Annotated in this window: 21 protein-coding genes, 2 pseudogenes and 1 riboswitch; of the genes and pseudogenes, 20 read left to right on the forward strand and 3 right to left on the reverse strand. The window is 36.0% G+C overall.

The features are described 5' to 3' along the window. Positions 1 to 169 precede the first annotated feature (169 nt). Positions 170 to 2,927: pseudogene (locus QFZ72_RS03335) on the reverse strand (DEAD/DEAH box helicase). Then, positions 2,917 to 4,527 (reverse strand): SWIM zinc finger family protein, encoded by a 1,611-nt coding sequence (locus QFZ72_RS03340; RefSeq protein WP_307429349.1) that lies wholly within the window; start codon positions 4,525 to 4,527, stop codon positions 2,917 to 2,919. Before QFZ72_RS03340 ends, QFZ72_RS03335 begins: the two are co-directional and overlap by 11 nt. Before the next feature lie 386 nt (positions 4,528 to 4,913). Between QFZ72_RS03340 and QFZ72_RS03345 the strand changes: the two genes are divergently transcribed. From QFZ72_RS03345 to QFZ72_RS29380, 20 genes and pseudogenes are all read left to right on the forward strand, one after another. Then, the gene (locus QFZ72_RS03345) at positions 4,914 to 5,057 is read left to right on the forward strand and encodes a YwzD family small protein (RefSeq protein ID WP_165971016.1); all 144 of its coding nucleotides are present in this window, start codon (positions 4,914 to 4,916) and stop codon (positions 5,055 to 5,057) included. 140 nt (positions 5,058 to 5,197) lie between these two features. Beyond that, positions 5,198 to 5,280, forward strand: a riboswitch (cyclic di-GMP riboswitch). Positions 5,281 to 5,298: 18 nt separating this feature from the next. Then, the gene (locus tag QFZ72_RS03350; RefSeq protein WP_307429352.1) at positions 5,299 to 5,433 is read left to right on the forward strand and encodes a hypothetical protein; all 135 of its coding nucleotides are present in this window, start codon (positions 5,299 to 5,301) and stop codon (positions 5,431 to 5,433) included. A 203-nt stretch (positions 5,434 to 5,636) separates the two neighbouring features. Further along, positions 5,637 to 6,386 carry a YveK family protein gene (locus tag QFZ72_RS03355; protein WP_307429354.1) on the forward strand — a complete coding sequence of 250 codons (750 nt, stop codon included), beginning with the start codon at positions 5,637 to 5,639 and terminating at the stop codon, positions 6,384 to 6,386. Continuing rightward, on the forward strand, positions 6,376 to 7,074 hold the full coding sequence (locus tag QFZ72_RS03360; RefSeq protein ID WP_307429357.1) for a CpsD/CapB family tyrosine-protein kinase: 699 nt from the start codon (positions 6,376 to 6,378) through the stop codon (positions 7,072 to 7,074). The genes QFZ72_RS03355 and QFZ72_RS03360 overlap by 11 nt, the downstream gene beginning before the upstream one ends. 116 nt (positions 7,075 to 7,190) lie before the next feature. Beyond that, positions 7,191 to 7,955: a tyrosine-protein phosphatase gene (locus QFZ72_RS03365; RefSeq protein WP_307429360.1), complete on the forward strand. Its 765-nt coding sequence runs from the start codon at positions 7,191 to 7,193 to the stop codon at positions 7,953 to 7,955. Between the two features lie 16 nt (positions 7,956 to 7,971). Next, the gene (locus QFZ72_RS03370; protein WP_307429362.1) at positions 7,972 to 8,151 is read left to right on the forward strand and encodes a hypothetical protein; all 180 of its coding nucleotides are present in this window, start codon (positions 7,972 to 7,974) and stop codon (positions 8,149 to 8,151) included. Continuing rightward, positions 8,148 to 9,968 carry a polysaccharide biosynthesis protein gene (locus tag QFZ72_RS03375; protein WP_307429365.1) on the forward strand — a complete coding sequence of 607 codons (1,821 nt, stop codon included), beginning with the start codon at positions 8,148 to 8,150 and terminating at the stop codon, positions 9,966 to 9,968. The genes QFZ72_RS03370 and QFZ72_RS03375 overlap by 4 nt, the downstream gene beginning before the upstream one ends. Positions 9,969 to 9,980: 12 nt before the next feature. Then, positions 9,981 to 10,874: a UTP--glucose-1-phosphate uridylyltransferase GalU gene (gene galU / locus QFZ72_RS03380; protein ID WP_307429368.1), complete on the forward strand. Its 894-nt coding sequence runs from the start codon at positions 9,981 to 9,983 to the stop codon at positions 10,872 to 10,874. Between the two features lie 231 nt (positions 10,875 to 11,105). Next, a complete protein-coding gene (locus QFZ72_RS03385) occupies positions 11,106 to 12,344 on the forward strand; it encodes a DegT/DnrJ/EryC1/StrS family aminotransferase (RefSeq protein ID WP_307429371.1) in 1,239 nt (412 codons plus the stop codon). Positions 12,345 to 12,348: 4 nt separating this feature from the next. Next, positions 12,349 to 12,978 (forward strand): sugar transferase, encoded by a 630-nt coding sequence (locus QFZ72_RS03390; RefSeq protein ID WP_307429374.1) that lies wholly within the window; start codon positions 12,349 to 12,351, stop codon positions 12,976 to 12,978. Between the two features lie 16 nt (positions 12,979 to 12,994). Continuing rightward, positions 12,995 to 13,726, forward strand: a complete 732-nt coding sequence (locus QFZ72_RS03395; RefSeq protein WP_307429377.1) for a GNAT family N-acetyltransferase — start codon at positions 12,995 to 12,997, stop codon at positions 13,724 to 13,726. 44 nt (positions 13,727 to 13,770) lie between these two features. Continuing rightward, entirely contained in the window at positions 13,771 to 14,976 is a 1,206-nt protein-coding gene (locus tag QFZ72_RS03400; RefSeq protein ID WP_307429380.1) for a glycosyltransferase family 4 protein, read from the forward strand. Between the two features lie 5 nt (positions 14,977 to 14,981). Next, entirely contained in the window at positions 14,982 to 16,019 is a 1,038-nt protein-coding gene (locus QFZ72_RS03405; protein WP_307429383.1) for a polysaccharide biosynthesis protein, read from the forward strand. Positions 16,020 to 16,159: 140 nt separating this feature from the next. Then, positions 16,160 to 17,269, forward strand: coding sequence for a capsular polysaccharide biosynthesis protein CapF (locus QFZ72_RS03410; protein ID WP_307429386.1), 1,110 nt, complete (start codon positions 16,160 to 16,162; stop codon positions 17,267 to 17,269). Between the two features lie 4 nt (positions 17,270 to 17,273). Next, the gene (gene wecB / locus QFZ72_RS03415) at positions 17,274 to 18,398 is read left to right on the forward strand and encodes a non-hydrolyzing UDP-N-acetylglucosamine 2-epimerase (RefSeq protein WP_307429388.1); all 1,125 of its coding nucleotides are present in this window, start codon (positions 17,274 to 17,276) and stop codon (positions 18,396 to 18,398) included. A gap of 51 nt (positions 18,399 to 18,449) precedes the next feature. Beyond that, positions 18,450 to 19,715 carry an oligosaccharide flippase family protein gene (locus tag QFZ72_RS03420; protein ID WP_307429392.1) on the forward strand — a complete coding sequence of 422 codons (1,266 nt, stop codon included), beginning with the start codon at positions 18,450 to 18,452 and terminating at the stop codon, positions 19,713 to 19,715. Between the two features lie 104 nt (positions 19,716 to 19,819). Next, positions 19,820 to 20,965 carry a glycosyltransferase family 4 protein gene (locus QFZ72_RS03425; protein WP_307429394.1) on the forward strand — a complete coding sequence of 382 codons (1,146 nt, stop codon included), beginning with the start codon at positions 19,820 to 19,822 and terminating at the stop codon, positions 20,963 to 20,965. 36 nt (positions 20,966 to 21,001) lie between these two features. Beyond that, complete coding sequence (locus tag QFZ72_RS03430) at positions 21,002 to 22,339, forward strand: UDP-glucose dehydrogenase family protein (protein WP_307429398.1); 1,338 nt, start codon at positions 21,002 to 21,004, stop codon at positions 22,337 to 22,339. Between the two features lie 99 nt (positions 22,340 to 22,438). Next, complete coding sequence (locus QFZ72_RS03435; RefSeq protein WP_307429401.1) at positions 22,439 to 23,770, forward strand: O-antigen polymerase; 1,332 nt, start codon at positions 22,439 to 22,441, stop codon at positions 23,768 to 23,770. A gap of 89 nt (positions 23,771 to 23,859) precedes the next feature. Further along, positions 23,860 to 23,946: pseudogene (locus QFZ72_RS29380) on the forward strand (hypothetical protein); the annotation flags it as partial. Between the two features lie 416 nt (positions 23,947 to 24,362). Here QFZ72_RS29380 and QFZ72_RS03440 read toward each other — a convergent pair. Then, positions 24,363 to 24,632, reverse strand: a complete 270-nt coding sequence (locus QFZ72_RS03440; RefSeq protein ID WP_307429403.1) for a hypothetical protein — start codon at positions 24,630 to 24,632, stop codon at positions 24,363 to 24,365. Positions 24,633 to 24,888 lie beyond the last annotated feature (256 nt).

Below are 24,888 nucleotides of genomic sequence, written 5' to 3' on the forward strand. Positions count from 1 at the left end.
CTAGAAAAACCACTAAACAAACACAAAAAAACCAGCCCAAACCGGACTGGTCCCTACAAAAATCCTATTTCCCAACCTTTTTCGCAATCAACTCATACAGCTTCTTCCACTCTGCACTCATTGTTTCTTTCTTCAAATCGTCTTTTTTCTTGCTCATGTCGCGCGCCTCCTAGCTCATGGAGAGGGTGAAGAGCTCTTCCAGTTCGTCTGTGGACAGCTCTGTGATCCAGCTCTCGCTTTGGATGATTTCATCGTTCAAGGATTGCTTTTTATCAAGCATGCCATCGATTTTCTCTTCGATCGTTCCTGTAGTAATCAGCTTGTGCACGTGAACGAAACGATTCTGACCAATGCGGTAAGCACGGTCTGTAGCCTGGTTCTCAACAGCAGGGTTCCACCAGCGGTCATAGTGAACAACGTGATTTGCGGCCGTTAAATTCAAGCCGGTTCCTCCAGCCTTCAGTGACAAAATCAAAATCGAATACTCTTTATTCTGGAACTGCTCCACCATCTTGTCGCGCGCCGCTTTTGCCACACTGCCGTTTAAGAACAAGACTTTCTCTCCGAATTCACTCTCGAGCAAGGATTGAATCATTTCACCCATGCCTATATATTGCGTAAATATCAAACAGCTCTCATCCTGCTCCCGAATCGCCGTTACAAGCTCAAGCAGCTTCTCAATTTTATGAGAGCGTGTTGTCACTGATGCCGCATGTTCCTCTTTCAAATAAAGCGCAGGATGATTACAGATCTGCTTCAGCTTCCCGAGCATCTTCAAAATCAAAGCCTTCCGCTGCATCCCTGCAAGCTGTGACACTTGGTCAAAAGTATCCTTAACCAGCTGTTCATAAAGAGATGCCTGTTCAACCGTAAGCGGGATATACTCTTTCTGCTCCTGCTTCTCAGGCAGATTCAGCGCAACCTGTTCATCACGCTTCGTCCGGCGCAGCAGGAACGGCTTAATCAGCTGCTGCAGGTTTCCGATAATCGCTGGATCCCGATCCTTCTCAATCGGGAGCACAAATCGCTTATGGAAACTATGCAAGCTGCCAAGAAATCCTGTATTGATAAAATCAAAAATCGACCACAATTCCGTTAAGCGATTCTCCATCGGAGTCCCTGTTAAGGCAATATGATGCAGACCCTTCAATTTCCGAATCGCACGGGACTGCTTCGTATGCGCATTTTTAATGTTCTGCGCCTCATCCAAACATATCGTGCTCCATGTAACGGAAGCAATCTCTTCATGATCGGCGTGAGACAGGCCGTAAGACGTCAAAACAATATCCGTATCGGCAAGCGATACATGAAAATCTTCACCCCTTGCCCGATTAGGACCGTAATGAAGATGAACCTTCAAACTAGGAGCAAACTTCTCAATTTCCTTCTGCCAGTTTCCAAGGACAGAGGTAGGGGCAATAATTAAAAACGGAGCTTCACGCTTCTCGTGCTCCACTACATACACAAAATAAGCAATCATCTGAATCGTTTTCCCAAGCCCCATATCATCCGCTAAACAAGCGCCAAAATGGAACTTCCGCAGAAACAGCAGCCAGTCAACGCCTTGCTGCTGATAAGGACGCAGATCACCGTGAAACGTCGAAGGAACATCGTGCGTCGGAATATCCGTTATCTCCGTCAGCTGACGAAGCATCGACTTCATTTGACGGCTGAGCTCAATATGAATATTCGCAAATGCTCTTGAATCAAGAACCTCATCATCGTTATCGCGTGCATCAGCAAGTTCCTGCTGCAGAATATCGGAAAAGTGCAGGCCTTCTTTTTCAGCCTTTTTCAAAATCGATTGCACATGTTTAATAAAAGCAGGGTCAAGCTTAATCCACTGTCCTTTAAAATTCACAAGACGGCGGTTATCATTCACCATCCCCATAAACTCTTCCTCACTCATCTCCACGCCATTCGTCGCAAAGCGCCAGTTGAAATCAATCAGCGAGTTCATGCCGACAAACGATTGTCCGCGCGGGGACCGACGACATCTTCGCCTTCAGCAACACCTTTGAATCACGGACAACCTGCCACCATGATGGCAAGAGAATCTCGACGCCAGTATTTACAAACGTTTCACTAGCACTTGTTAAAAAGAGCCACGCCTCATCCTCGGTAATATGCGTGTTCCCATTTTGAAAAGAGAGCCACGGCACAATTTCCTCAAACCGCTGCTGCTCGCGTTCAATCCGGTCCATATAACCTCGCCATGGAGTAGGCAAATCCTTCAGTCCCTGAAAAAGATGAAACGAATCCGGGTTCTTTCGGTCCCGCAAAAACAACTCAAGCTTCCAATCGTCGCCATCATAATCAGGCTCATTTAACCGCAGCCCAATCGTAAACGGAGCATCATCAATTAAGAAGCCGATCTTCTCAAGCCAGTCGCGCTCGTCAAGAAAATGACCTTCAAACTTCTCTGTAGCGGCATAAGCTTCCACAATGTCACTCCATGCCCGCCCCAGATCTGAATTCCGCTCAATCAAATCGCTCACAGCAGCAGACAGCCAATCCGCCGTAAAGCCTTCAAGCTCTCCAGCAGTATCACGCCAGCCAAACGTACCATTCTTCCACCGTTCAAAATCAGGCATAAACTCGCCGTTCACAATGCAGTCGTAAATGGCCTCTGCTGCATCAATCAGCGGGACAGCATCACCGCTGTACTCAATATCAGCCAGCGAATTCGTCGTATCTTTTCCGATCAGCTCAACCATCATCCATGGAGAAAGCAAAACAGAAGGGACCCCAATGTAGCTCACATCTTCAAGCAGCGATCCAAAGAAAGAGGATTCATGCCATGTGAACAAGTAGCGCCGCATATGATTCGTTCCGAGCGTTTTCTCATCCTTCGTCGTGCACCATACGTAAAAGTGAAAATTCTCGATTTGTTCCGTATGGACGGAGATCTTCAAATCATTCAGCATGAATCAACTTTCCTCTCTTCAGCTCCTCTTGAAAAGCACGCAGTCGCCGGTGCTCATGTGAAAGCTTTTCAAGATAGATTTCAAATTGCGTTTCATTCTTTATCTTTTTATATAACGTGCGCGCTTTCTTTAAATAGCGCACCGCAAGCTTATAATTCGTTCGCGTCCTGAGAGCGATCTCCTGGCGTATCGCATGGTGATATATCGTCAGCAGCGATTCAGGACTTTCTTTCTCTATCATCTTTAACAAATCACGGTCAATCTCATACAATTCAAACCCAAGCAGCAAATGCAGCTCTGCCCATGTTCTGAATTGCTTCCGGTTCACGAGAAAATGATGATACTCTGCGTAACTGAATGGAAGCAGATTGCGGCAGGCATTCTCATACAGCCGTTCATCCTTGGTCTGAGTCGAGTACTCTGACAGTATATCCAGGAAAAAGCGAATCGAACGGCGCTTCTCTTCATATGGAATGTCGCTGTTTAAAAAAGCATCCGATTTCCCAAGCAAATACGTAAACCACTTCGAAGCTCGCTTCCAATTTTTCCGGGAAACAAGATCGCCAACCCAGTCATATAAAATCGGAAAAGCTCCGTCATTAAAGACCTTCATCTTCTCAAATAAAGCATCATCATCGCCCTGAAGAAAATCCATATGAATTAAGGCAAGACGATATTCAGGGACATCACGTTCACTTAATTGCTCATTCAGCCAGTCAACCTCTCGCTCAATCCACTTCTTCCGATTAAGCAGACCGATCCAAAGAGCACGGTAAAGACTGATCCGTTCAAACTGCAGATAACTGCTGACATCAAGCAGCTGATGAAAAACCTCCATGCTCTCTTCAAAAAGTGAATCCAGAGAGAAAGGCAACGCGAATTTCCGCATCTCCCGAAGTTCGAATGTAATGGACTCAATACACTCTTCAAAATAAGAATGATAAACATGATGTAACAAATGATCATTTGGTTTCGTCTCATTAAGTAGACGAAGCATGTAGAACAATGTCGTAAGGTTTGCATGTATAGTATAAAACCGTCTGAGGTCCGCATTTTTCGGAGCCTTCTTCTTCAGCACGGGATAGTAATGGTTGTACAAGCTCTGTATTTGCTGAATGTTGCGCGGCCGATTCTGAGCCCATCTCTTGTATTCAAACTCAAAAAACGATAGCCAGCTTGAAAGAGAATCATCCTTCCAGCTCACAGATGGTATCATCTGGCTGGCCGGCTTCAGCTGGGCAAGAATCGCCTGCTGCGTCTTGGCATTCCAAGCGTCTATATATGTACCGACTCGTTCGACGCTTGCATATAAATAGAGAAAGGATGCCACAACATGACGGCAGGGAAAAGCTGCAGAACAGGAACATGAGCTCATTGTAAAAAAATCAAGCTCAAGCACAACCCGAACAGGCGTCACATCCTGCACATTGGCACTCATTGTGTGTCCATCTATTTTCACGTTGTACACGCTGCCCTGCCGATACAGCATTAGCCCTTTTTTCACAAGATTGCGATCGTCTTCTAACTCAGGCGAAAGCTGATCCTGCAGCTCTTCACCCGCATGCAGAATCAACTCTTTATCCAGTTCATGCTGAAGCATGGGACACCGCTCCTTTTTTAAGTAATAAGAAAGTATATAATTTTGCGCTTCTTTATCCAGCTTTATCGCCCAACTCCTCGGCCAAAACAAATCCGTCAAAAAAGTCAAACCCGGACTTTTCTGCCGGATTCTTATCTGTCTGTCAGAGCTAAACGGGCACTTGCGCTTTTCGTAGTCAATTCTTTTATTATAACTGATATTGAACAAAGGATAAAATGGAAAGGAAATTTTCGGCGGAGAGGTTTAGAGTTGTCATCATTCGGGGACATAAAAGAGAGATTGTATCGAAAGATGTAAATAGTTGTTGAACTTCTGCGAATCTAGGATTATAATATGCTCATAATCACGATTGTATAAAAATGTAAAATGAAAGGGTAAAAGGTACGATGAAAGAAAATCAAATCAATCATGAAGATTTTTTGAAGCTATTAGTAAATGCTCAGCAAAAAGGCGAGCAATCATCGACGATTACAACAAAAGAAATGGTGGAGGACCTTATCCTTCAAATGAAAAAATTATATACAGCATAATTCGCGCAATTCGCGCGCAAAACCCGCAATTTGTCGAAAATTGCGGGTTTTGTGGTTTGTTAGGTATAAAGGCCTATTAATATTATTCTTGAATTGTTCGATAATTTTAGTATAACAGCAAGTTTATACCAGTTTCTACAGCTCGTTTAAAAAAATGCTGAAAGGCAATGACGCAAAGTTACAGGGGCTAAGGTACTGGGTACTAAGTCAGCCAGTTGCTAAAAAACGAAGGAGTTTTTGAATGAAACGAACTTGGTTAACACCTGAAGAAATAGATGCAAAAAAAGAATGGAATAAAAAAATGCTCTACATCTCGATTCCATTTTTTGCAGCAACATTTGGCGCCGGAATTACCTTTTTAATGAATATGATGTAAGAAAACTCAGCAATACCGCGAAGAGTGTCGAAATTTGACGCTCTTTTTTTGTGAAAATATTGTAAAAAGCGTGGCTTTTGTCAACTTAGTTTGTATAATAGGAGTTATTGATTATATAAAATGATAGTTTCATATCATTTTGATATGTTTCTGAAGAATTTCAACGATAATTTCAGTGAGAAATTTAACCTATGGAGGTCACCGTGGAGGAAACCATTAGTCTGAAAGAACTGTTCACCACGCTAAAGAAGCGTCTTGGTCTCATACTTATCATCACAGCCATCGCAACAATGACGAGCGGAGTTGTCAGTTACTTCTTTATCACACCTATTTACCAAACTTCTACCCAAATCCTAGTCAACCAATCTCAGCCCGATCAGCAGCAATTCAACCCAAACCAAATCCAAACAAACCTGCAATTAATAAATACATACAACGTTATTATTAAAAGCCCAGCTATTTTGGACAAAGTGAAAAGTGAATTGAATTTAAAAGAAAGCACGGGAGCATTAAATAGCAAAATTACGGTAGGCAGCGAAAAGGATTCACAAGTTGTCCTTATTACCGTACAAGATGAAGATCCAGAAAAAGCAGCTTTAATTGCGAACACAGTTGCTACAACGTTTCAATCAGAAATCAAAAACATCATGAAAGTAGACAATGTCAGCATCCTTTCAAAGGCAGACATCGGTGAACAGCTTTCACCAATAAAACCTAAACCCGTTTTAAACATGGCGATTGCATTTGTTGTCGGATTAATGTCAGGTGTCGGACTTGCATTTTTACTTGAGTATCTAGATAACACCATTAAAGACGAGCAGGAAATTGAAAAGCTGCTTGAGCTACCAGTCTTAGGATCTATTGCTTTAATGGACCGTGACGATGAATTAGAAGAAAAACAAGTGAAGCCATCCAAAACCACTAGAGCAAGAGGTGAAAACTATGGCGCGTAAAGGAAACAAATTATTTAAGGTGAACAATCGCAGTTTAATAACAGTATTAAAACCAAAATCACCAATCTCTGAACAATATCGTACAGTAAGAACCAATATCCAGTTTTCTGCTGTTGATCAAGAAGTACGATCGTTGCTAGTTACATCAACTGGTCCAGGCGAAGGGAAATCAACCACCGCAGCCAATCTTGCGGTAGTATTCGCTCAGCAAGGAAAAAAAGTTCTCTTGATCGACGCAGACTTAAGAAAACCGACTATGCATTACACGTTCAAAACAGAGAATTTTCAAGGGTTAACCAATGTTTTACTAAGACAGAAGTCTTTAGAACAAGCTGTGAATCTCACAGAAGTCGAAAACCTGGACCTTCTATCAAGCGGTCCGATTCCGCCAAATCCTGCGGAATTGCTCTCTTCAAAATCAATGAAGCAGCTGCTTGAAAATGCATATGGAATCTATGACATAATCATTTTTGATTCTCCACCTGTAATGGCTGTCACAGACGCACAAATTCTAGCAAATGAAACAGAAGGATGTTTACTGGTTGTTTCTAGCGGGAAAACAGAAAGAGAAATGGCGTTAAAAGCAAAAGAAGCACTTGAAGCAGCTAAAAGCAAGCTATTAGGTGTCGTGCTTAACGGAAAGAAAGCAAGTGAGAGCTCATACTACTACTACTACGGCGGGAAATAAGTCTCATGGACAAGGTTCCCCCTTTTCTTTGTGCTTTTTCCGTGGAAATAAGTAACATTCATTCAAATTCATGACAAAACATGATTCAAAAGTAACAAAAGAAAGAGTGAAGGAAATTGATCGATATACACTGCCACATATTGCCCGGAGTGGATGATGGAGCAGCCGATTTGAATGAAAGCCTTGAAATGGCCAAAGCAGCATTTGACGAAGGAATCAAAACAATCATAGCAACCCCTCATCACCAAAATGGTCGCTATGAAAACAACAAGGCAACAGTCACTAAAGGGATCGAAGTGCTAAGAGAAGCGATAGATCACGCAAATATACCGCTAACCATTATGCCAGGTCAAGAAGTCAGATTGTACGGAGAGCTTCTGCAGGATTATGACTCTGATTTAATTCTTTCGCTCAATCAAGCAAACTACATTCTAATAGAATTCCCATCGAATCACGTACCTAGGTATGCAGAACAAATGCTGTTCGATTTACAGATGAAAGGCTTAACTCCAATCATCGCACATCCTGAAAGAAATGCAGAAATCATTGAGCATCCTACCATTCTCTATAACCTTATAAAAAAAGGGGCATGCTCACAAATTACAGCTGCAAGTTTGACAGGAGAGTTTGGGAAAAAGATCAAAAAGTTCTCTCATCAGCTAATTGAAGCTAAACTCACACATTTTATCGCTTCCGATGCTCATAACACTTCAAATCGAAGATTCAAGTGGAATGAAGCTATGAATGTATTGAAAAAAGAATACGGAAGAGGAAGCCAATACTACTTCGTAGAAAACGCAGAATTATTAGTCAGTGGACAATCAATCTACAAAGAAAGTCCAGAACGGATCAAACGAAAAAAGCTATTAGGCTTATTTTAGAAAGGAAGCTATCAAAGTGAAATTAGATGCTTTCCCTATAAACATTGTAAAAACTGTTCGTTATATCAAACGACATGCTACGGATAAACAAATTTTCGAAATTGAAAAACTGTTAAAAGAAACAATCGAAGAAAGATTAATGGAATTACAAAAAGATGAAAAACAAATGACCGAAAGGAGGAACATGTCATTATGACATATAAGAAAAGAATAGCCATGCTTGTCAGTATAGATTCATTAATTGTACTTACTGCAATTTATCTAGGGTATTTCATCCTACATCCATACTTAAGCATCTTCACCATGCCAATCTTATTTTTCAATTCAATCACGCTATTAATTAGCCATCATATCTTTGCTCATTTCTATCACCTATATAAAAAGGCGTGGCAGTATGCAAGTGTGGGAGAGTTAGTAGGAATCGTTAAGGCAGTCACACTTTCAATTGTTGCAGCAGCAATTGTTCAATCACTAGTTTTTGGGCATATCTACGTACGGGTGTATTTCATAACTTGGATGCTGCATGTCCTTTTAATTGGAGGATCACGTTTCTCGTGGAGAATGGTAAGACATCGAATTATAGGAAAAGTTTTAGATAAGAAACGAACACTTATCATTGGAGCTGGTGCAGCTGGAACAATGATTGCACGCCAGTTATTGAACAACAGTGACAATGGTTTGTATCCTGTTGCATTTGCAGATGATGATCCAAAAAAATTAAATCTGCACATAATGGGGATTCCTGTAGAAGGCAAGACAGAGTCTATCAAAACAATCGTAGAGAAATATAAAATTGAAAATATTGTCATTGCAATCCCATCTCTTAACAAAAAAGATTTACAGGTTATTTTTGAAGAGTGCAGCAAAACGAATGCAAAAACACAAATCATCCCTAAAATAGAGGATTTAATGACTGGTAAAGTATCGGTTAACGAGTTTAGAGATGTTAAGGTTGAAGATTTGCTAGGCAGAGAACCGGTAGAATTAGATATCCAATCGATCTCTAAGAAAATATCAGGAAACACAGTTTTAGTTACCGGTGCTGGAGGATCAATAGGTTCTGAGATTTGCAGACAAGTAAGTAAATTCAAACCTAGGAAACTATTGCTTCTCGGTCATGGAGAAAATTCCATATATTCGATCGATATTGAACTTAGAAACATGTATCAGAATGAATTTGAAATCATTCCGGTAATTGCAGACGTACAAGATCGTTACAGAATTTTCGAAGTAATGGAATTGCACAAACCAGATGTTGTTTATCATGCAGCAGCTCATAAGCATGTGCCCTTAATGGAATACAATCCAAAAGAGGCTGTAAAAAACAATGTGATTGGTACAAAAAATGTTGCAGAAGCTTCTGATACATTCGGAGTTAAAACCTTTGTATTAGTTTCATCAGACAAAGCGGTAAACCCAACGAACGTTATGGGTTCTACTAAACGAATTGCTGAAATGGTGATACAGAATCTTGATAAAGAAAGTCAAACAAATTTCGTTGCTGTAAGATTCGGAAATGTTTTGGGTAGTCGCGGCAGCGTAATTCCGTTATTTAAAAAACAGATACAAGCTGGTGGACCGGTTACAGTTACTCATCCTGATATGACCAGGTATTTTATGACGATTCCTGAAGCTTCAAGACTTGTTATGCAAGCAGGAGCACTTGCACGTGGCGGTGAAATCTTCGTTCTTGATATGGGAGAACCTGTTAAGATTGTTGATTTGGCTAAAAATTTAATTCAGTTGTCAGGTTACTCTATAGAAGAAATCGGGTTGGAGTTTTCAGGTATTAGACCCGGAGAGAAAATGTATGAGGAACTTCTAGGAGAGAATGAAGTTCATGGAAAAGCTATTTTTCCGAAGATTTTCATTGGGAAGTCGGTAGATGTTGATTACAGCAGGGTTTATAACCTGATTGAGAATTATTTTAGTTTCGACCAGGAATTTTTATGTAGATATGTATTGGATTTAGCCAATAAAAAAGAAAATCTTTTAATGAAAAATTCTAATTAAGAGGTGGATTCTATGCAAAAAGTAAGAAAAGCGATCATTCCAGCAGCGGGGTTAGGAACGAGATTTTTACCGGCAACTAAGGCTCAACCGAAAGAAATGCTGCCAATCGTAGATAAACCTACAATTCAGTATATTATCGAGGAAGCAGTAGCTTCAGGAATAGAAGATATTATTATTGTTACAGGCAGAGGCAAAAGAGCGATTGAAGATCATTTTGATAAGTCGTATGAGTTGGAAGAGACTCTTGCTAAGAAGGGGAAGTTTGAGCAGTTAAAAGAAGTCCAAGAGATTTCTAAACTAGCAAACATTCACTATATTCGTCAAAAAGAACCATTAGGATTGGGTCATGCTATCGCCTGCGCTAGTCGTTTTATAGGGAATGAACCTTTTGCTGTTTTGCTAGGCGATGATATTGTGAACTCACCTGAAAAACCTTGTTTAAAACAATTGATCGATGTGTATGAAAGATATACCTCGTCAGTCATTGGAGTTCAACAAGTTCCTAATGAAGATGTTTCTAAATATGGTGTGATTTCTATTAGTAACGGTGAGATTGAAAATAAAGTATTTCATATTGATAATTTAGTTGAAAAACCAAAATTAGAAGAAGCGCCTTCTAATTATGCAATCATGGGACGTTATATTCTAAGACCAGAGATTTTTAATATACTAAAGAACCTTGAACCGGGTGCCGGTGGGGAAATTCAATTGACAGATGCGATTAAGAAGTTAAATGAATTGCAAATGGTTGTTGGTTGTGAATTTGAGGGACAACGTTATGATGTTGGAGATAAGCTTGGTTTTATAAAGGCTACGGTGGAGTTTGCTTTAGAGCGGAATGATTTGAAACTTCAAATTGTAGATTATTTAAAAAGTGTTTTAAAAACCGAAGAAGTGAATCAGTAACTTTTTAATAGAAAGATGAGCAAAAGTTGTAATGAATTGGCTTGAGGTTATTCTTAATAACCTCAAGTTGATTCGATTAAGTAGTTAATGTTTTTTTCTATATATTTGTTTAGGATATATTCTTTATTGTAGTGAGTGAAGTCGAAATTTAGTGGGTTATAGTTTATTGGAAAGGGTTTAATTCTAATTAAGCTACTAAAAATATTTATGTGTGAAGTGAGGAAAATCATTATGATTCAAAATAAAGTTAGAAATATACCTTTCTCTCCTCCTGACATTACAGATGCAGAGATTGAAGAAGTTATAAAAGCAATGAGATCTGGTTGGATAACAACTGGACCTAGAACAAAAGAGTTTGAATTGAGAATTGCTGAATACGTTGGTGTAAACAAAGCAGTATGCCTAAACTCAGCTACTGCCGCTATGGAGCTTACTCTTCGAATTTTAGGAATTGGTCCAGGTGATGAAGTAATAACTTCAGCATATACTTATACGGCATCTGCTTCTATTATTGATCACGTTGGGGCGAAGATTGTACTTGTTGATACCGCACCGGATTCTTTTGAAATGGATTATTCAAAACTTGCTGAAGCAATTACAGAGAAGACAAAAGCAATTATTCCTGTTGATATAGCAGGAAAGATGTGTGATTACGAGGCAATTTACGAAATAGTAGATAATAAAAAGGAACTGTTTAAGGCTAATAATGAGCTTCAATGGATATTTAATAGAGTAATTGTAATGACTGATGCTGCTCATGCTTTTGGAGCTGAGAGGAAAGGTTGGAAATGTGGACAAGCTGCAGATTTCACTTGCTACTCTTTCCATGCAGTAAAAAATCTGACAACTGCCGAAGGTGGTGCAGTCGTTTGGCGTGATGACCTTGGTTTAGATGATGAGTGGCTTTATAAGCAATTCATGCTATATAGTCTTCATGGTCAATCTAAAGATGCTCTGGCTAAAACGAAAAAGGGTGCATGGGAATATGACATTGTCTATCCCGCTTACAAGTGCAATATGACCGATATTATGGCTGGGTTCGGTTTGATACAGTTAAAAAGATATAAAGCTCTGATAAAAAGACGTAAAGAGATTATTGAGATGTATGATAAAGCACTTTTACCATTTGGAATTCAAAACTTGCAGCATTATGGCGAGGACTTTGCTTCTTCAGGTCATCTATATCTAGTGAGAATACCTGGTATGAGGGAAGCTGAGAGAAATGAAGTAATCGTAAAAATGGCTGAGGCGGGTGTTGCATGTAACGTCCACTATAAGCCATTGCCTATGTTTACGGCTTATAAGAATTTAGGATTTGATATTAAGGATTATCCTAATGCTTTTGATATGTATAAGAATGAGATAACATTGCCGCTTCATACGCTACTAAGTGATGAGGATGTGGAGTATATTATTGAGATTTTAAAAAAAGTTATAAATAATGTCCGTAACGATTCTCTAGTGAGGTGACGCAATGTATAAGATCTTATTTAAAAGAGTATTTGATTTAATTCTATCAGTAATAGCTTTGCCATTTTGGCTTATTATCTTAGCTATCATTAGTTCACTTATTTACTTTCAAGACAAAGGGTCAATTTTTTATAATGCTCCACGACTTGGTAAGAACGGAAAAGTATTTAAAATGTATAAATTCCGTTCTATGAAAGTGAACGCTCCGGATTTAAGAAATGAAGATGGTTCTACTTTTAATGCAGAAAATGATCCTAGATTAACTAAAATAGGTAAGTTTATTCGGAAGACAAGTTTAGACGAAACACCCCAGCTATTAAATATCATAAGGGGTGACATGAGTATCATCGGTCCTAGACCTGACTTGCCGGAACATTGTGAACTATATGAGGGCAATGAAAAACGAAAACTAGAAATTAGACCGGGAGTTACTGGGTATAACCAAGCTTACTTTAGAAACACTGTGCCTTGGAAAGAAAGAATCCAAAATGATATCTACTACATTGACCACATGTCTTGGTTACTAGATATTAAGATTTTCTTTAAAACAGCTGTTTCAGTGTTAAAACGTGAAGATGTATTTGTAACTGATAAGAATGCTAAATCTAATAGTAATACTGGCATAGGAATGTAAAAAGGATGGAGTTCTTATGAAAAAAAAAAATATTGAAAATGCAGTGACCTTCTACGACTTAAAGTGGGACACAGAGTTTTTTGGGGTAAAGAGTGCCAAAGTCCTTTTGCTTAAGCCTCTTAACTTGAATCAATGGGATGAACTGAAAACCAGATTTAGAGATTATCAGTTTATATCAATTGAGAATCAAAATTCAGAACCTGTTAATACACAGGTGATAGGGAAAGATACTTCTGCGTTTTTGGCAGATGTGAATATTCAGTTTGTGAAAAAGATAGAAGGTCTACATGAAATTCCAAAAAACATTACAGTTCATCAAAAGTTAAAGAGAAATGATCAAGTGATAGAGATTGCAGATTTTCAATTCTCGAAGTTTACAGAGGATCCGGAATTGGCTAAACGTGGTGGAGATCAAGTTTATCATAAATGGCTTATAAATTCATTTGATAAATCCGAGAAGTTTTATGCGTTATCTAAGGGTGAGAATACTGATCTAAACGGTTTTTTATTACATTCTTATTCAGATAATGCCTGTGTAATAGAGCTTATTGCTGTGTCGCAAAATGTAGCTAAAGGTGGTATTGGTACAAGTTTATTCAAAGCAGTTGAAAATGAAGCACATCAACGTGGCTACGGTGAAATAAGAGTTGGTACTCAAGTGCGGAATATGGATGCAATTAACTTTTATCATAAGGTTGGTTGTAAGCAAGTTGGTTGCCATCAAGTTTATCACTTGTGGAATTTATAAAATACCAAATATGATAGTATGCGAAAGAAATTGAGGTAGATATTTTGAGAGTTTTATATATTGCGACTTCGTTTCCGGAGCCGACTAAAGGTGCAACAATATACACAGATTTAGCAGAGGCATTAAATGAGGCTGGGCATGAAATAACAGTTGCAGTGTCCGAACAGTCAAGAAATAAAAAAAGTACTGAAATGAAGAAGGAACGTGGTTTTGATGTACTGCGGGTAGTTACCGGGAATTACTATGATGTAGGATATATTGAAAAGGGTATAACTTCTTTAAAAATACCAGTACTTATGCGTAAAGGTATAAAAAAGTACCTAGGAGATAGAATCTTTGATTTAATCTTATTTGAAGCACCACCGGTAACGAATGCTGGACTAGTGGATTGGGCCAAGAAGAACTTTAGTTGTCCATCATATCTAATGCTTAAAGATATTTTTCCGCAAAATGCAGTTGACTTGGGCATTTTAAAACGAAATGGGCTCTTATATCGATATTTCAAAGCAAAAGAAAAGAAGTTGCTCAAGACAGCAGATTATATTGGGTGCATGTCTTCAGAGAATAAACGATATATTGTGGAACACAATTCATGGCTCAATCCCCAAAATATCGAAATATTTCCAAACACTAAAAAATTGACAGGTTCTATAAAACCAATTAGTTTTCCAATGCGAGAGCGTTACGGAATTCCTAAAGAAGCCTGCGTTTTTTTATTTGGTGGGAATATGGGGAGGCCGCAGTATATAGATCTTTTGTGTGAAGTTATTAAGGATTGTAAGGATGAAAAGGAAATGTACTTTCTCTTTGTCGGTAGGGGAACTGATAGACCAAAGTTAGAACAGACGATAAAAGAAAATGATATCAACAATGCGCTTGTGATTGAGAATCTCCCGAGAACTGAATACGAACAGATAACGAAAGAATGTGATATTGGACTGATTGTGCTTGATCCACGATTCACAATACCAAACTATCCATCTCGTATTCTGGCATATATGGAATATGCAAAGCCTGTCATTGCAGCGATAGATAAAGTCACTGATCTTAAAGAGATGATTGAGAAAGCTAACTGTGGTGAGTGGGTGTGGTCGGGTGATGTACAAAGTGTTATAAATAAGGCAAAAGAAATGTCCAAATCAGAAAGACTTTCTGAGATGGGAGATAACGGACGAAAGTACTTAGAAAGCGAATTTAATGTGAATCGTTCTGTTGAAATATTAGAGAATCATTTTGGAAAGGCGAGGTAAAGAACATGTTTAATAATAAAACATTACTAATAACTGGAGGAACCGGCTCATTCGGTAATGCGGTTATGAAAAGATTCCTAGATACTGAGATTAAAGAAATTCGTATTTTCTCACGTGATGAAAAAAAACAAGATGATATGAGAAAGAAATATAAAAGTAATAAACTTAAGTTTTACCTTGGAGATGTTAGAGACTTGGCTAGTGTTAAAAATGCTATGCATGGTGTTGATTATATCTTCCATGCTGCTGCCTTAAAACAAGTTCCGTCTTGTGAATTTTTTCCACTAGAAGCTGTAAAAACTAACATTTTAGGGACTGATAATGTTTTAACAGCGGCTATAGATTATGGTGTCAAAAAGGTAATTTGCCTTTCAACTGACAAAGCAGCCTATCCAATTAATGCAATGGGGATTTCAAAAGCAATGATGGAAAAGGTTTTTGTTGCTAAAGCAAAAACTGTCGATCCAGAAAGAACGCTTATTTGTGGTACTAGGTATGGTAATGTAATGGCCTCTCGTGGATCTGTCATACCGTTATTTATTGAACAGATAAAAAGTGGTCAACCATTAACAATTACAGATCCCAATATGACAAGGTATCTCATGAGTCTGGAAGAAGCAGTAGAGCTAGTTATATTTGCCTTCCAAAATGCAGAGGCTGGAGACATCATGGTACAAAAAGCACCAGCGTGTTTAATTGGAGATTTAGCACAAGCAATAAAAGAGCTATTTAACGCTGATACTGAGATTAAGGTTATTGGTACCAGGCATGGTGAAAAGTTATATGAAACACTCCTAACAAGGGAAGAATATGTAGTTGCTGAAGATTTAGGTGGATTCTTCCGGGTTCCATCTGATCAACGCGATTTAAATTATGACAAGTATTTTGCGGAAGGGGATAAGAAATTATCAACAGAAGGAGAATATAATTCGCATAATACCCAAATTTTAAATATAGAACAGATTAAAGAAAAATTGCTTGAATTAGAATTTGTTCAAAAAGAGTTGAAAAATACTAAAGTTAAACTAGTGACTAATAAATAGATTAATGGGGTAATAGTTGTGAAAATATTTAGGTGGATTAACCTTTTCCCTATTTTTGAAAAAGTAAATTTCATTTAGATAATAAAACTCTAACCAAGTAGTCTGTTTCTTAACATACTTCGGAAAGGCTGGATTAAATAGTGAAAATACTAGTTACAGGATCAAAGGGGTTCGTAGGGAAAAACCTTATTGCCGAATTAAAAACTAAAGGTTACAATGAAATATTTGAATTTAATAGAGAAAGCGATTTATCTTTGCTATATAAATATACAAAAGAATGTGAATTTGTTTTTCATTTAGCAGGTGTTAATAGGCCAAAAGAAGAAAAAGAATTTATGTATGGAAACTATGGTTTCACTTTTGAATTGTTAGAACTACTAAAAAAACATAATAATAAATCACCTGTTTTGATTACTTCTTCCATACAGGCTGAAAAGGATAATCCTTATGGTAGAAGTAAGAAAGCTGGAGAAGATTTATTGTTTAAATATAGTAAAGAAACAGGGGCAAAAGCTCTGGTATACAGATTACCTAATCTTTTCGGAAAATGGTGCAGGCCTAACTATAATAGTGCTGTAGCAACATTTTGTCACAATATAGCAAGAGATCTAGAAATTCAAGTTAATGACCCAAGTGTAGAACTTACATTATGTTATATAGATGATGTACTAGCAGAATTTAAACGAGCATTAGAAGGTAATGAGACAGTAATGGAATGTTTCTGTGCAGTGCCTGTAACACATAAAATCAAAATAGGTGAGCTTACAGAAAAGATCTATTCTTTTAGAAAAAATAGGGAATCTTTAGTAATGCCATCATTGGAAAAAGATTTAGATAGAGCTTTATATAGTACATTTTTATCTTATTTAGAAGAAGATAATTTTTCATATAAATTAAAGAAAAATGTTGATAATCGAGGTTGGCTTGCAGAGTTCATAAAATCCGATAGTATGGGACAAATATTCATCTCAAAAACCAAGCCGGGCATTAAACGTGGCAATCACTGGCATCATACTAAAGTAGAAAAATTCCTTGTAATTCAAGGTGATGCCGTTATCAAGTTCAGACAAATAGACTCTGGAAATATACTTGAATATAAGGTGAATGGTGAAACACCAGAGGTAGTGGACATACCAGTTGGTTATACACATTCAATAGAGAATACTGGGGAAGAAGATGTTTTAACCCTATTTTGGGCTTGTGAAATTTTCAATCCAGAAAAGCCAGATACGTATTACTTGGAGGTTTAAATATATGAAAAAAATGAAGTTAATGACTATTGTAGGAACTAGACCTGAGATTATCAGATTATCAGAGGTAATAAAAGCTTGTGATAGATATTTTGACCATAGGTTAGTTCATACTGGGCAGAACTGGGATTACACATTAAATGAAATATTTTTTGAGGAATTAGAGTTGAGACAACCTGATCATTTTTTGGGAGTTGTAGGTGAAGATCTAGGTGAAACTATGGGTAATATTATTTCAGGCACATATAAAATCTTAAAACAAGAAAAACCTGATGCGTTGTTAATTCTAGGTGATACAAATAGCTGCTTAAGTGCGGTTGCAGCTAAACGTTTAAAAATACCCATTTTCCATATGGAAGCAGGGAATCGTTGCTTTGATCAAAATGTACCTGAAGAGATCAATAGAAAAATAGTAGACCACATATCAGATATTAACTTAGCCTATACGGAGCACAGCAGAAGATATTTACTATCAGAAGGCATAAGAAAAGAGCATGTGTTTGTAACAGGATCACCTATGGCAGAAGTGTTACACAAAAACATAGATAAGATAGAGAGTAGTAAAGTATTAGAGGAACTTGCTCTAGAAAAAGGAAAATATATTTTAGTTTCTGCTCATAGAGAAGAGAATATTGATGACGAAAAAAACTTCTTTTCGTTAATGAGTGCTCTTAACAATATAGCCGATATGTATAATTTACCTATTATTTATTCTACCCATCCAAGAAGTTGGAAACGTATAGAAGAAAGTGGCTTTAAATTTAATCCTTTAGTAAAGCAGATGAAACCATTCGGCTTCTTTGATTACAATAATTTGCAAGTTAATTCTTTTTGTGTATTATCTGATAGTGGTACATTGTCCGAAGAATCGGCTATTTTAAATTTCCCTGCTGTATTAATTAGAACTTCAACTGAGCGTCCGGAAGTATTGGACAAAGGTAGTGTTATTATTGGTGGCATAAAAGAAAATGAAATTGTCCAGGCCGTTAACTTGTGCCGTGTAATGTGGGAAGATAATAAAGAAGTTGAATTGGCAATAGATTACAAAGATAATAATGTGTCAGCAAAGGTAGTTAAAATTGTACAAAGTTATTCCAAGATTATTAATAAATTCATATGGAATAAATAAATTATTTATTAAGAATTATGTCATAAGAAAAACAAAAAATGGAGTAATTAAATGGAATTAGTTCCTAATTCAGAGAAAATCATCCCCTCAAATCAATTTTCTTTAAAAAAAAATTTCCTTTTCACGTTAGTTGGGAATTTGAGCTATGCTTTCAGCCAATTGATGATTATACTATTGATAGCAAAATTTGGAACACCTGAAATGGTTGGACGATATGCTTTGGCTTTAGCAATAACAGCACCAGTTTTTTTACTTGTGAACGTAAACTTAAGAACAATTCAAGCAACAGATACAAAAAATGAGTATAAGTTTATAGAATATTTTTATAATCGAAATATCGCCAATATAATAGGTCTTCTAATTATTTGGATTATTCTTAGTGGGATTAATCTAAATAAGGAAACACAAATAATTGTATTTATAATGGCTTTTTGTAGAATCTTCGAATCAATATGTGATGTTTCTTTCGGTTTATTCCAGCAACATGAAAGAATGGATTTTGTATCTGTATCGAAAATAATTCAGAGTTTATTATCCGTACTTTTTGTTACAATCGCGATTATTCTTTTTAATAACATAGGTTTAGCGGTGGCTTTAATTGGTCTATCATTTTTACTAACATTTTTAATCTATAATTTAAAAAAGATATACATTATTACTGGAACTCGATTGGATATTTTCAAGAGAAAAGTTGACTTCAAAAAAATAATAGTATTATTCGTTACAGGATTACCTCTTGGGATCGCAGCTTCCCTTGATTCATTTAATGCAAATATTCCAAGATACTTTTTGCAATATTACATGGACGAAAAATCAGTTGGTTTTTTCTCTGCGATAGCTTTTATTATGGCAAGTGGTGGAATGATAATAACGTCTATGGCACAATCTGTAACACCAAGATTAGCAAGACTATATAATACTAATTTAAAATCCTTTAGGAATTTAATAAGAAAATTAATTATTCTAGCTGTAGGCATAGGCCTTATTGGAGTATTAGTCAGTTGGTTGTCTGGAGATATTATATTAGGAGCTTTGTACGGTCCAGAGTACAAGAATTACAATAATATATTTGTTTTAATTATGATAGGTGCGGCTATTTGGTATATGTCTAGTTTTTTAGGAACTGCACTAGTTTCAACTCGAAAATTTAATAGCCAAATGACGATTTATGTTATAACCACTATAGTATCTCTCGCTGCTTCATTTTTCTTAATTCCGTTATATGGATTAACTGGAGCTGCATTGACTGTTGTATTATGTCATATAACTAGACTAACTATTACTTTTATATTGTATTATTTATATACCAAAGTTTAGGATTTAGTCATTACTAGTTTTAAAAGTGTATATCAGTTAGAATGTTATAATTGGCTGAATACTCTTATATGTAAGGTGATTATAACCTTATTGGAGGCACAATCATGTTAGAGAAAAAAACTGTTTTAATATTTACACCCTATTATATTCCTGGTTTTAAAGGTGGAGGCCCAATCCGCTCTATTAGTAATTTAGTTGATGCTCTAGGTAACGATTTTAACTTTAAAATCGTTACCTATGATAGAGATTTTGGTGATCAGAATTCTTATAAAGGAATAAAACAGAACGCATGGAATACCATTGGTCAAGCCGAGGTATTTTATGTTAATCATAACTGGATATCATTTAATAACCTTAAGAATTTTTTAAACACAATTAAATACGATTTAATTTACTTGAACAGCTTTTTTTCATTTAAATTTTCTATAATGCAAATGTTGTTAAGGAAACTCAATTTAATCCCCCAGAAACCTATCGTGTTAGCACCTCGTGGGGAATTCTCACCAGGAGCTCTGAAAATAAAAGAAAAAAAGAAGACATTATTTATTTATTTGACCAAATTAATAAAATTGCATTCCAATGTTCAATGGCATGGTACAAGCTTAGAAGAAAAGGAACATATTATTCAAAATTTTGGTGATGATTTAGATATTCATGTGGCTTCCAATCTTCCTTCGAGCATAAATCATAATCTGAAAAGTAGGAAAAAAGTTAAAGGAAGTTTAAAATTAGTGTTTTTATCAAGAATATCACCTAAAAAAAATTTAGATGGTGCGCTTAAAAGTTTAAAACAAGTATCGATTCCTATGGTATTTAATATCTATGGACCAATCGAGGATTCAAGTTATTGGGATGAATGCAAAAAAATTATAGAGACTTTGCCTAGTAATATATTGGTGAAATATGAGGGTGAAATCGATAATAATAAAGTTTCTACTATTTTTTTGAATCATGATGCTTTGTTTTTCCCTACGCATGGAGAAAATTATGGTCATGTTATTGTCGAGTCATTATTATCAGGATGTCCAGTAATTTTGAGTGATCAAACTCCATGGAGAGAATTAGATAAACATGGGATAGGTTGGGATATCCCACTCAAAGAAAGTAACCGTTTTGCAGCAATTTTTCAGGAATTATATGATATGGATGAAAATGATTTCGGAAAAATATCAAATAATATCAGACTTTACATTGATAATAACATTAGTAATTCTGATGCAATAGAAGATAGTATTGGTTTATTTTCATAACTTTTTAGAAATAGTCAATTTGAAGGGGAAGTTGAGATGAAGAAAATTGCTATTGTTGGCACTGGTTATGTCGGATTAGTTACAGGGGTTTGTCTTTCTGAAATTGGCCACAACGTAACTTGTGTTGATATAGATGAAAAAAAAATAGAAAAAATGCGTGCTGGTTTTTCTCCGATTTACGAACCTGGATTAGATGAATTAATGAAAAAGAATATTCAAAAAGGCTGCTTAGATTTCACTACTAATCATCATGATGCTTTTTCTAATGCTGAGGCGATTTACATTGCAGTTGGTACACCACAAAGAGAAGATGGTTCTGCCGACTTAAGCTTTATAAAGCAAGTAGCCAAGGATATTGCAGAAAATACACCAAAAGAAGGATTTATTGTTGTAACCAAAAGTACAGTTCCAGTTGGAACTAATTATAAAATAAAACAATGGATTCTCCAATATCTGCAGCAAAACATCCAATTTGATATTGTCTCTAATCCTGAATTTTTACGTGAAGGCTCAGCTATTAATGATACCTTTAATGGTGATCGGATTGTTATTGGTGCAGAAAGTGAGCGAGCTGCTTCTATTATTGAAGAAATTAATGAGCCGTTTAACTTACCAATTTTTAAAACAGACATTAATAGCGCCGAAATGATAAAGTATGCCTCTAACGCTTTTCTAGCTACTAAGATCAGTTTTATTAATGAAATTGCGAATATTTGTGGGAAACTAGGGGCTAATGTAGATGACGTTGCCTATGGTATGGGATTAGATACTCGAATTGGTTCCAAATTTTTAAACGCTGGTATCGGTTATGGAGGATCATGTTTTCCAAAAGATACTCATGCGCTAGTTCAAATTGCTGGTAATTTAGAACACCAATTTGATTTATTAGAAGCTGTCATTAATGTTAATAACAAACAGCAATCCATACTTGTTGAAAAAGCTCTTGAACGATTTGGTAGTTTAGAGGGTAAGAGGGTTGCGATGCTGGGATTAGCATTTAAACCAAATACAGACGATATGCGAGAGGCAGCATCCATAGTAATTGCAAACGAGTTAGTTGAAAATGGAGCCAAAATAATCGCATATGATCCAATTGCTGCAGAAAACGCAAAGAAAATACTTCCACAAGAAGTTATATATGTTGAATCTGTGGTGGATGCGCTTGATAAAGCAGAAATTGCTTTCATTGTTACTGAGTGGGCAGAAATTCGGGATCTTTCCTTAAATACCTATAAACGTCTAATGAAAAAACCAGTTATAATTGATGGTCGGAACTGCTATTCTCTTGAAGAAGCAAACAAGTATGAAATTGACTATATTTCAATAGGTCGTCCAGATTCGGTAGGTAAGGAAATGGTAGCCTATAATATTTGATATATGGGTATCGGCCACATGCCCATCAAGCTAACACAAAGAATGGAAATATCCCTTAATATCAAAGGTGGATTTTAGAAAAGGGGTAGGAAATTTATAATGATTTCGCTTGTTGCTTTTATACTATTTATCGTCTTACTAGTCCCTATGATTCGTTGGAGGAATCAAGGAGGAGAAATGTTTGCGCCTAGAATGATTGCATTCTTTTTCTTGATTCTTACCACTGTACCGTATTTACTCTCAATAGCAGGTAACAAATATATTATTTACCCAGCTATTCTAAGTAGAATTGGCCTGAATAATCTGGATCAGTACATCGCTTACTTTGCACTAATTTTAATTATTGGTTCTTTATCATTACTTTTGGGTCTAAAGGCACCTTTAATTAAAGAGCTAACAGTGTTTCCAGTTATAGCTAAAACTGAAAATAAAAAAAGATACATGTTTGCTTTCTTTGTTACTTTTGGATTTGGTGTTTTAGGATACATGTTGTTTTTACAAAAAGTTGGAGGATTCAACGTACTGGTTTCTAATTTGCACATCAGAACTCAATTGACTGCGGGTAACGGTTATTTAATGTCATTGACTACTACGTTGTTAATAACATCAGTAGTGTGCTATATCTGTAGTTTTAAGTATAAAAAAACTTTATTAAAATTCTTATTTTTAATTGCTTTAGTTTTATTTGTGGCTTTCATGTTATCTTCATTTGGTGGTAGAAAACAAACACTTCAGTTGATTGCATTTTGCGTCATAACTTGGCATTATGGAGTACAACGCTTTAGGCGAATACCTTTAAAAATATGGTTTTTAGTCCCTATCTTATTAGTTTATATTATAGCTGTGCCAATTTTAAGAAGTCCTGCTGGTATTGATTATTACATGAATACTTCAGGTGCTCTAATAGAGGAAATTGGGAATAACCTTGGAAGAACTACACAACAAATAAGTTATGTAGATAACTACTTATTGGTTTTAGATCATTTCTCTGTCGATAAAATTTGGTATGGACGAAGTTTTATTGACTTATTATTCGCCCCTATCCCAAGTTCAATATATCCTAATAAACCTCCGAGTGATGAGGGTGTTTATCTACAGACAATTGTGCAAAATTGGTATCTTGAGGTCGAACCATCAAAGCCATTTAAGGAGTTATATCCTTCTTCATTTCCAACGGAAACTTTAGGAACTATGTATATGAACTTTTGGATACCTGGTGTTTTTATTGGAATGTTTCTGCTAGGCGCTATATACAAACTAGCGTATCTTTATATGAAAAGGTCTAATTACAATGGATTTTCTATTATGGTTTACTGTTTTATTCTGTTGAATTTCCATCTTAGTAACTTAAGAATAATTCAGACTTTAATGAGTATACTAATTATTTCTTTCTTTTTCTTTGTATTATTTCCAGTAAAGAAAAAAATTTAAATAGCAAATAAATATACCAATTTTAGCAGGTCACATTTATAATGCGGTTTCTAATGAAGTAAATATGGCACAGTTGAAGAGTAAACGGCAAGAAAGACCTGTCGTTTACTCTTTTTTCTACTGATAAGAATAAGCATACCATTCCTCTGGTTAAAGAAGAAAGCACCATTACTTAAAAATATATCATCAAGAAAATGAACCTTAAGAACAGCGGAAAAACATATTTTGTTGAAGTTGTTTGTATAAATGAGGTTTTTTTAAGATGATTGAAGATCATGAATATGAAAACATAAGTAGGATCAAGAACATTTTGTTTTCGGAGATGTTTTTCCTTTCGATATCATAGGATCTTTTTATGCACAAGAATGGGATAAATTAGATTGGGAATCCACCAATAAATAAATCACCATTAAAAGAAAATTACACCATACCATTACATAAATAAATTATACATTTTAAATGTTTTTTCACGTAGTTTTGGTTTGATCAAATGTTAAACACGCATATAGCCAAACTTCATGTTCATCCTCTCCTCTCCCAACTATGTACTAAAAACTATTCGTGACAAATATTGTTGTTACAAAAAATATTGTTATGCATTTTTGTTACATTCAATTAATCCTTCGTATTTTTGTAGTTCATTATTCCGCAATTTAGTTTGGTAATTTTTTAAAGAAGGCAATACTATAGTAGCAAATCTATCAATGTATTCAATAGATTTTTCAGTTCTTTGACGTTTTTCTCTATTGTCAATATCTTTTTTAAATAATTTTGCCTGCTTAATACTCGACATTACAGAGAAAATTAATATAATCCCACTAACAAAATACATTAATTCTAAAATTGACCTTAAAATAATCAAAATCTTCCTACCTCTCATAATTATTTTATTGATCTATATAATTTATAATGGTTATAATATACCATTAATTTCTATTATTTGGTTATATTAGTTAGGGATTGCTTACTTTTTTATTTCTTATTAAAACAAGTTCTTCTTAATTGCTACTTTGCAAAAGAGCAAAAGAAGTATTCCATCTTCTTCATCATAAGTTCATCGATCTTTGAGATGGAGTTATTAAATCTAAGGATTTTTTGTTTTAACCTTCAATCTTCTC

This window comes from Bacillus sp. V2I10, from assembly GCF_030817055.1.
Taxonomy (GTDB): Bacteria; Bacillota; Bacilli; order Bacillales; family Bacillaceae; genus Bacillus_P.

Bases quoted from the DNA above. Each gene is read 5' to 3' on its own strand.
- QFZ72_RS03360 (WP_307429357.1), top strand. From the start codon at position 6,376: ATGGCGCGTAAAGGAAACAAATTATTTAAGGTGAACAATCGCAGTTTA.
- QFZ72_RS03395 (WP_307429377.1), top strand. From the start codon at position 12,995: ATGAAAAAAAAAAATATTGAAAATGCAGTGACCTTCTACGACTTAAAG.
- QFZ72_RS03420 (WP_307429392.1), top strand. From the start codon at position 18,450: ATGGAATTAGTTCCTAATTCAGAGAAAATCATCCCCTCAAATCAATTT.
- QFZ72_RS03350 (WP_307429352.1), top strand. From the start codon at position 5,299: ATGAAACGAACTTGGTTAACACCTGAAGAAATAGATGCAAAAAAAGAA.
- QFZ72_RS03385 (WP_307429371.1), top strand. From the start codon at position 11,106: ATGATTCAAAATAAAGTTAGAAATATACCTTTCTCTCCTCCTGACATT.
- QFZ72_RS03435 (WP_307429401.1), top strand. From the start codon at position 22,439: ATGATTTCGCTTGTTGCTTTTATACTATTTATCGTCTTACTAGTCCCT.
- QFZ72_RS03345 (WP_165971016.1), top strand. From the start codon at position 4,914: ATGAAAGAAAATCAAATCAATCATGAAGATTTTTTGAAGCTATTAGTA.
- QFZ72_RS03375 (WP_307429365.1), top strand. From the start codon at position 8,148: ATGACATATAAGAAAAGAATAGCCATGCTTGTCAGTATAGATTCATTA.
- QFZ72_RS03390 (WP_307429374.1), top strand. From the start codon at position 12,349: ATGTATAAGATCTTATTTAAAAGAGTATTTGATTTAATTCTATCAGTA.
- QFZ72_RS03425 (WP_307429394.1), top strand. From the start codon at position 19,820: ATGTTAGAGAAAAAAACTGTTTTAATATTTACACCCTATTATATTCCT.
- QFZ72_RS03405 (WP_307429383.1), top strand. From the start codon at position 14,982: ATGTTTAATAATAAAACATTACTAATAACTGGAGGAACCGGCTCATTC.
- QFZ72_RS03340 (WP_307429349.1), bottom strand. From the start codon at position 4,527: ATGCTTCAGCATGAACTGGATAAAGAGTTGATTCTGCATGCGGGTGAA.
- wecB (WP_307429388.1), top strand. From the start codon at position 17,274: ATGAAAAAAATGAAGTTAATGACTATTGTAGGAACTAGACCTGAGATT.
- galU (WP_307429368.1), top strand. From the start codon at position 9,981: ATGCAAAAAGTAAGAAAAGCGATCATTCCAGCAGCGGGGTTAGGAACG.
- QFZ72_RS03430 (WP_307429398.1), top strand. From the start codon at position 21,002: ATGAAGAAAATTGCTATTGTTGGCACTGGTTATGTCGGATTAGTTACA.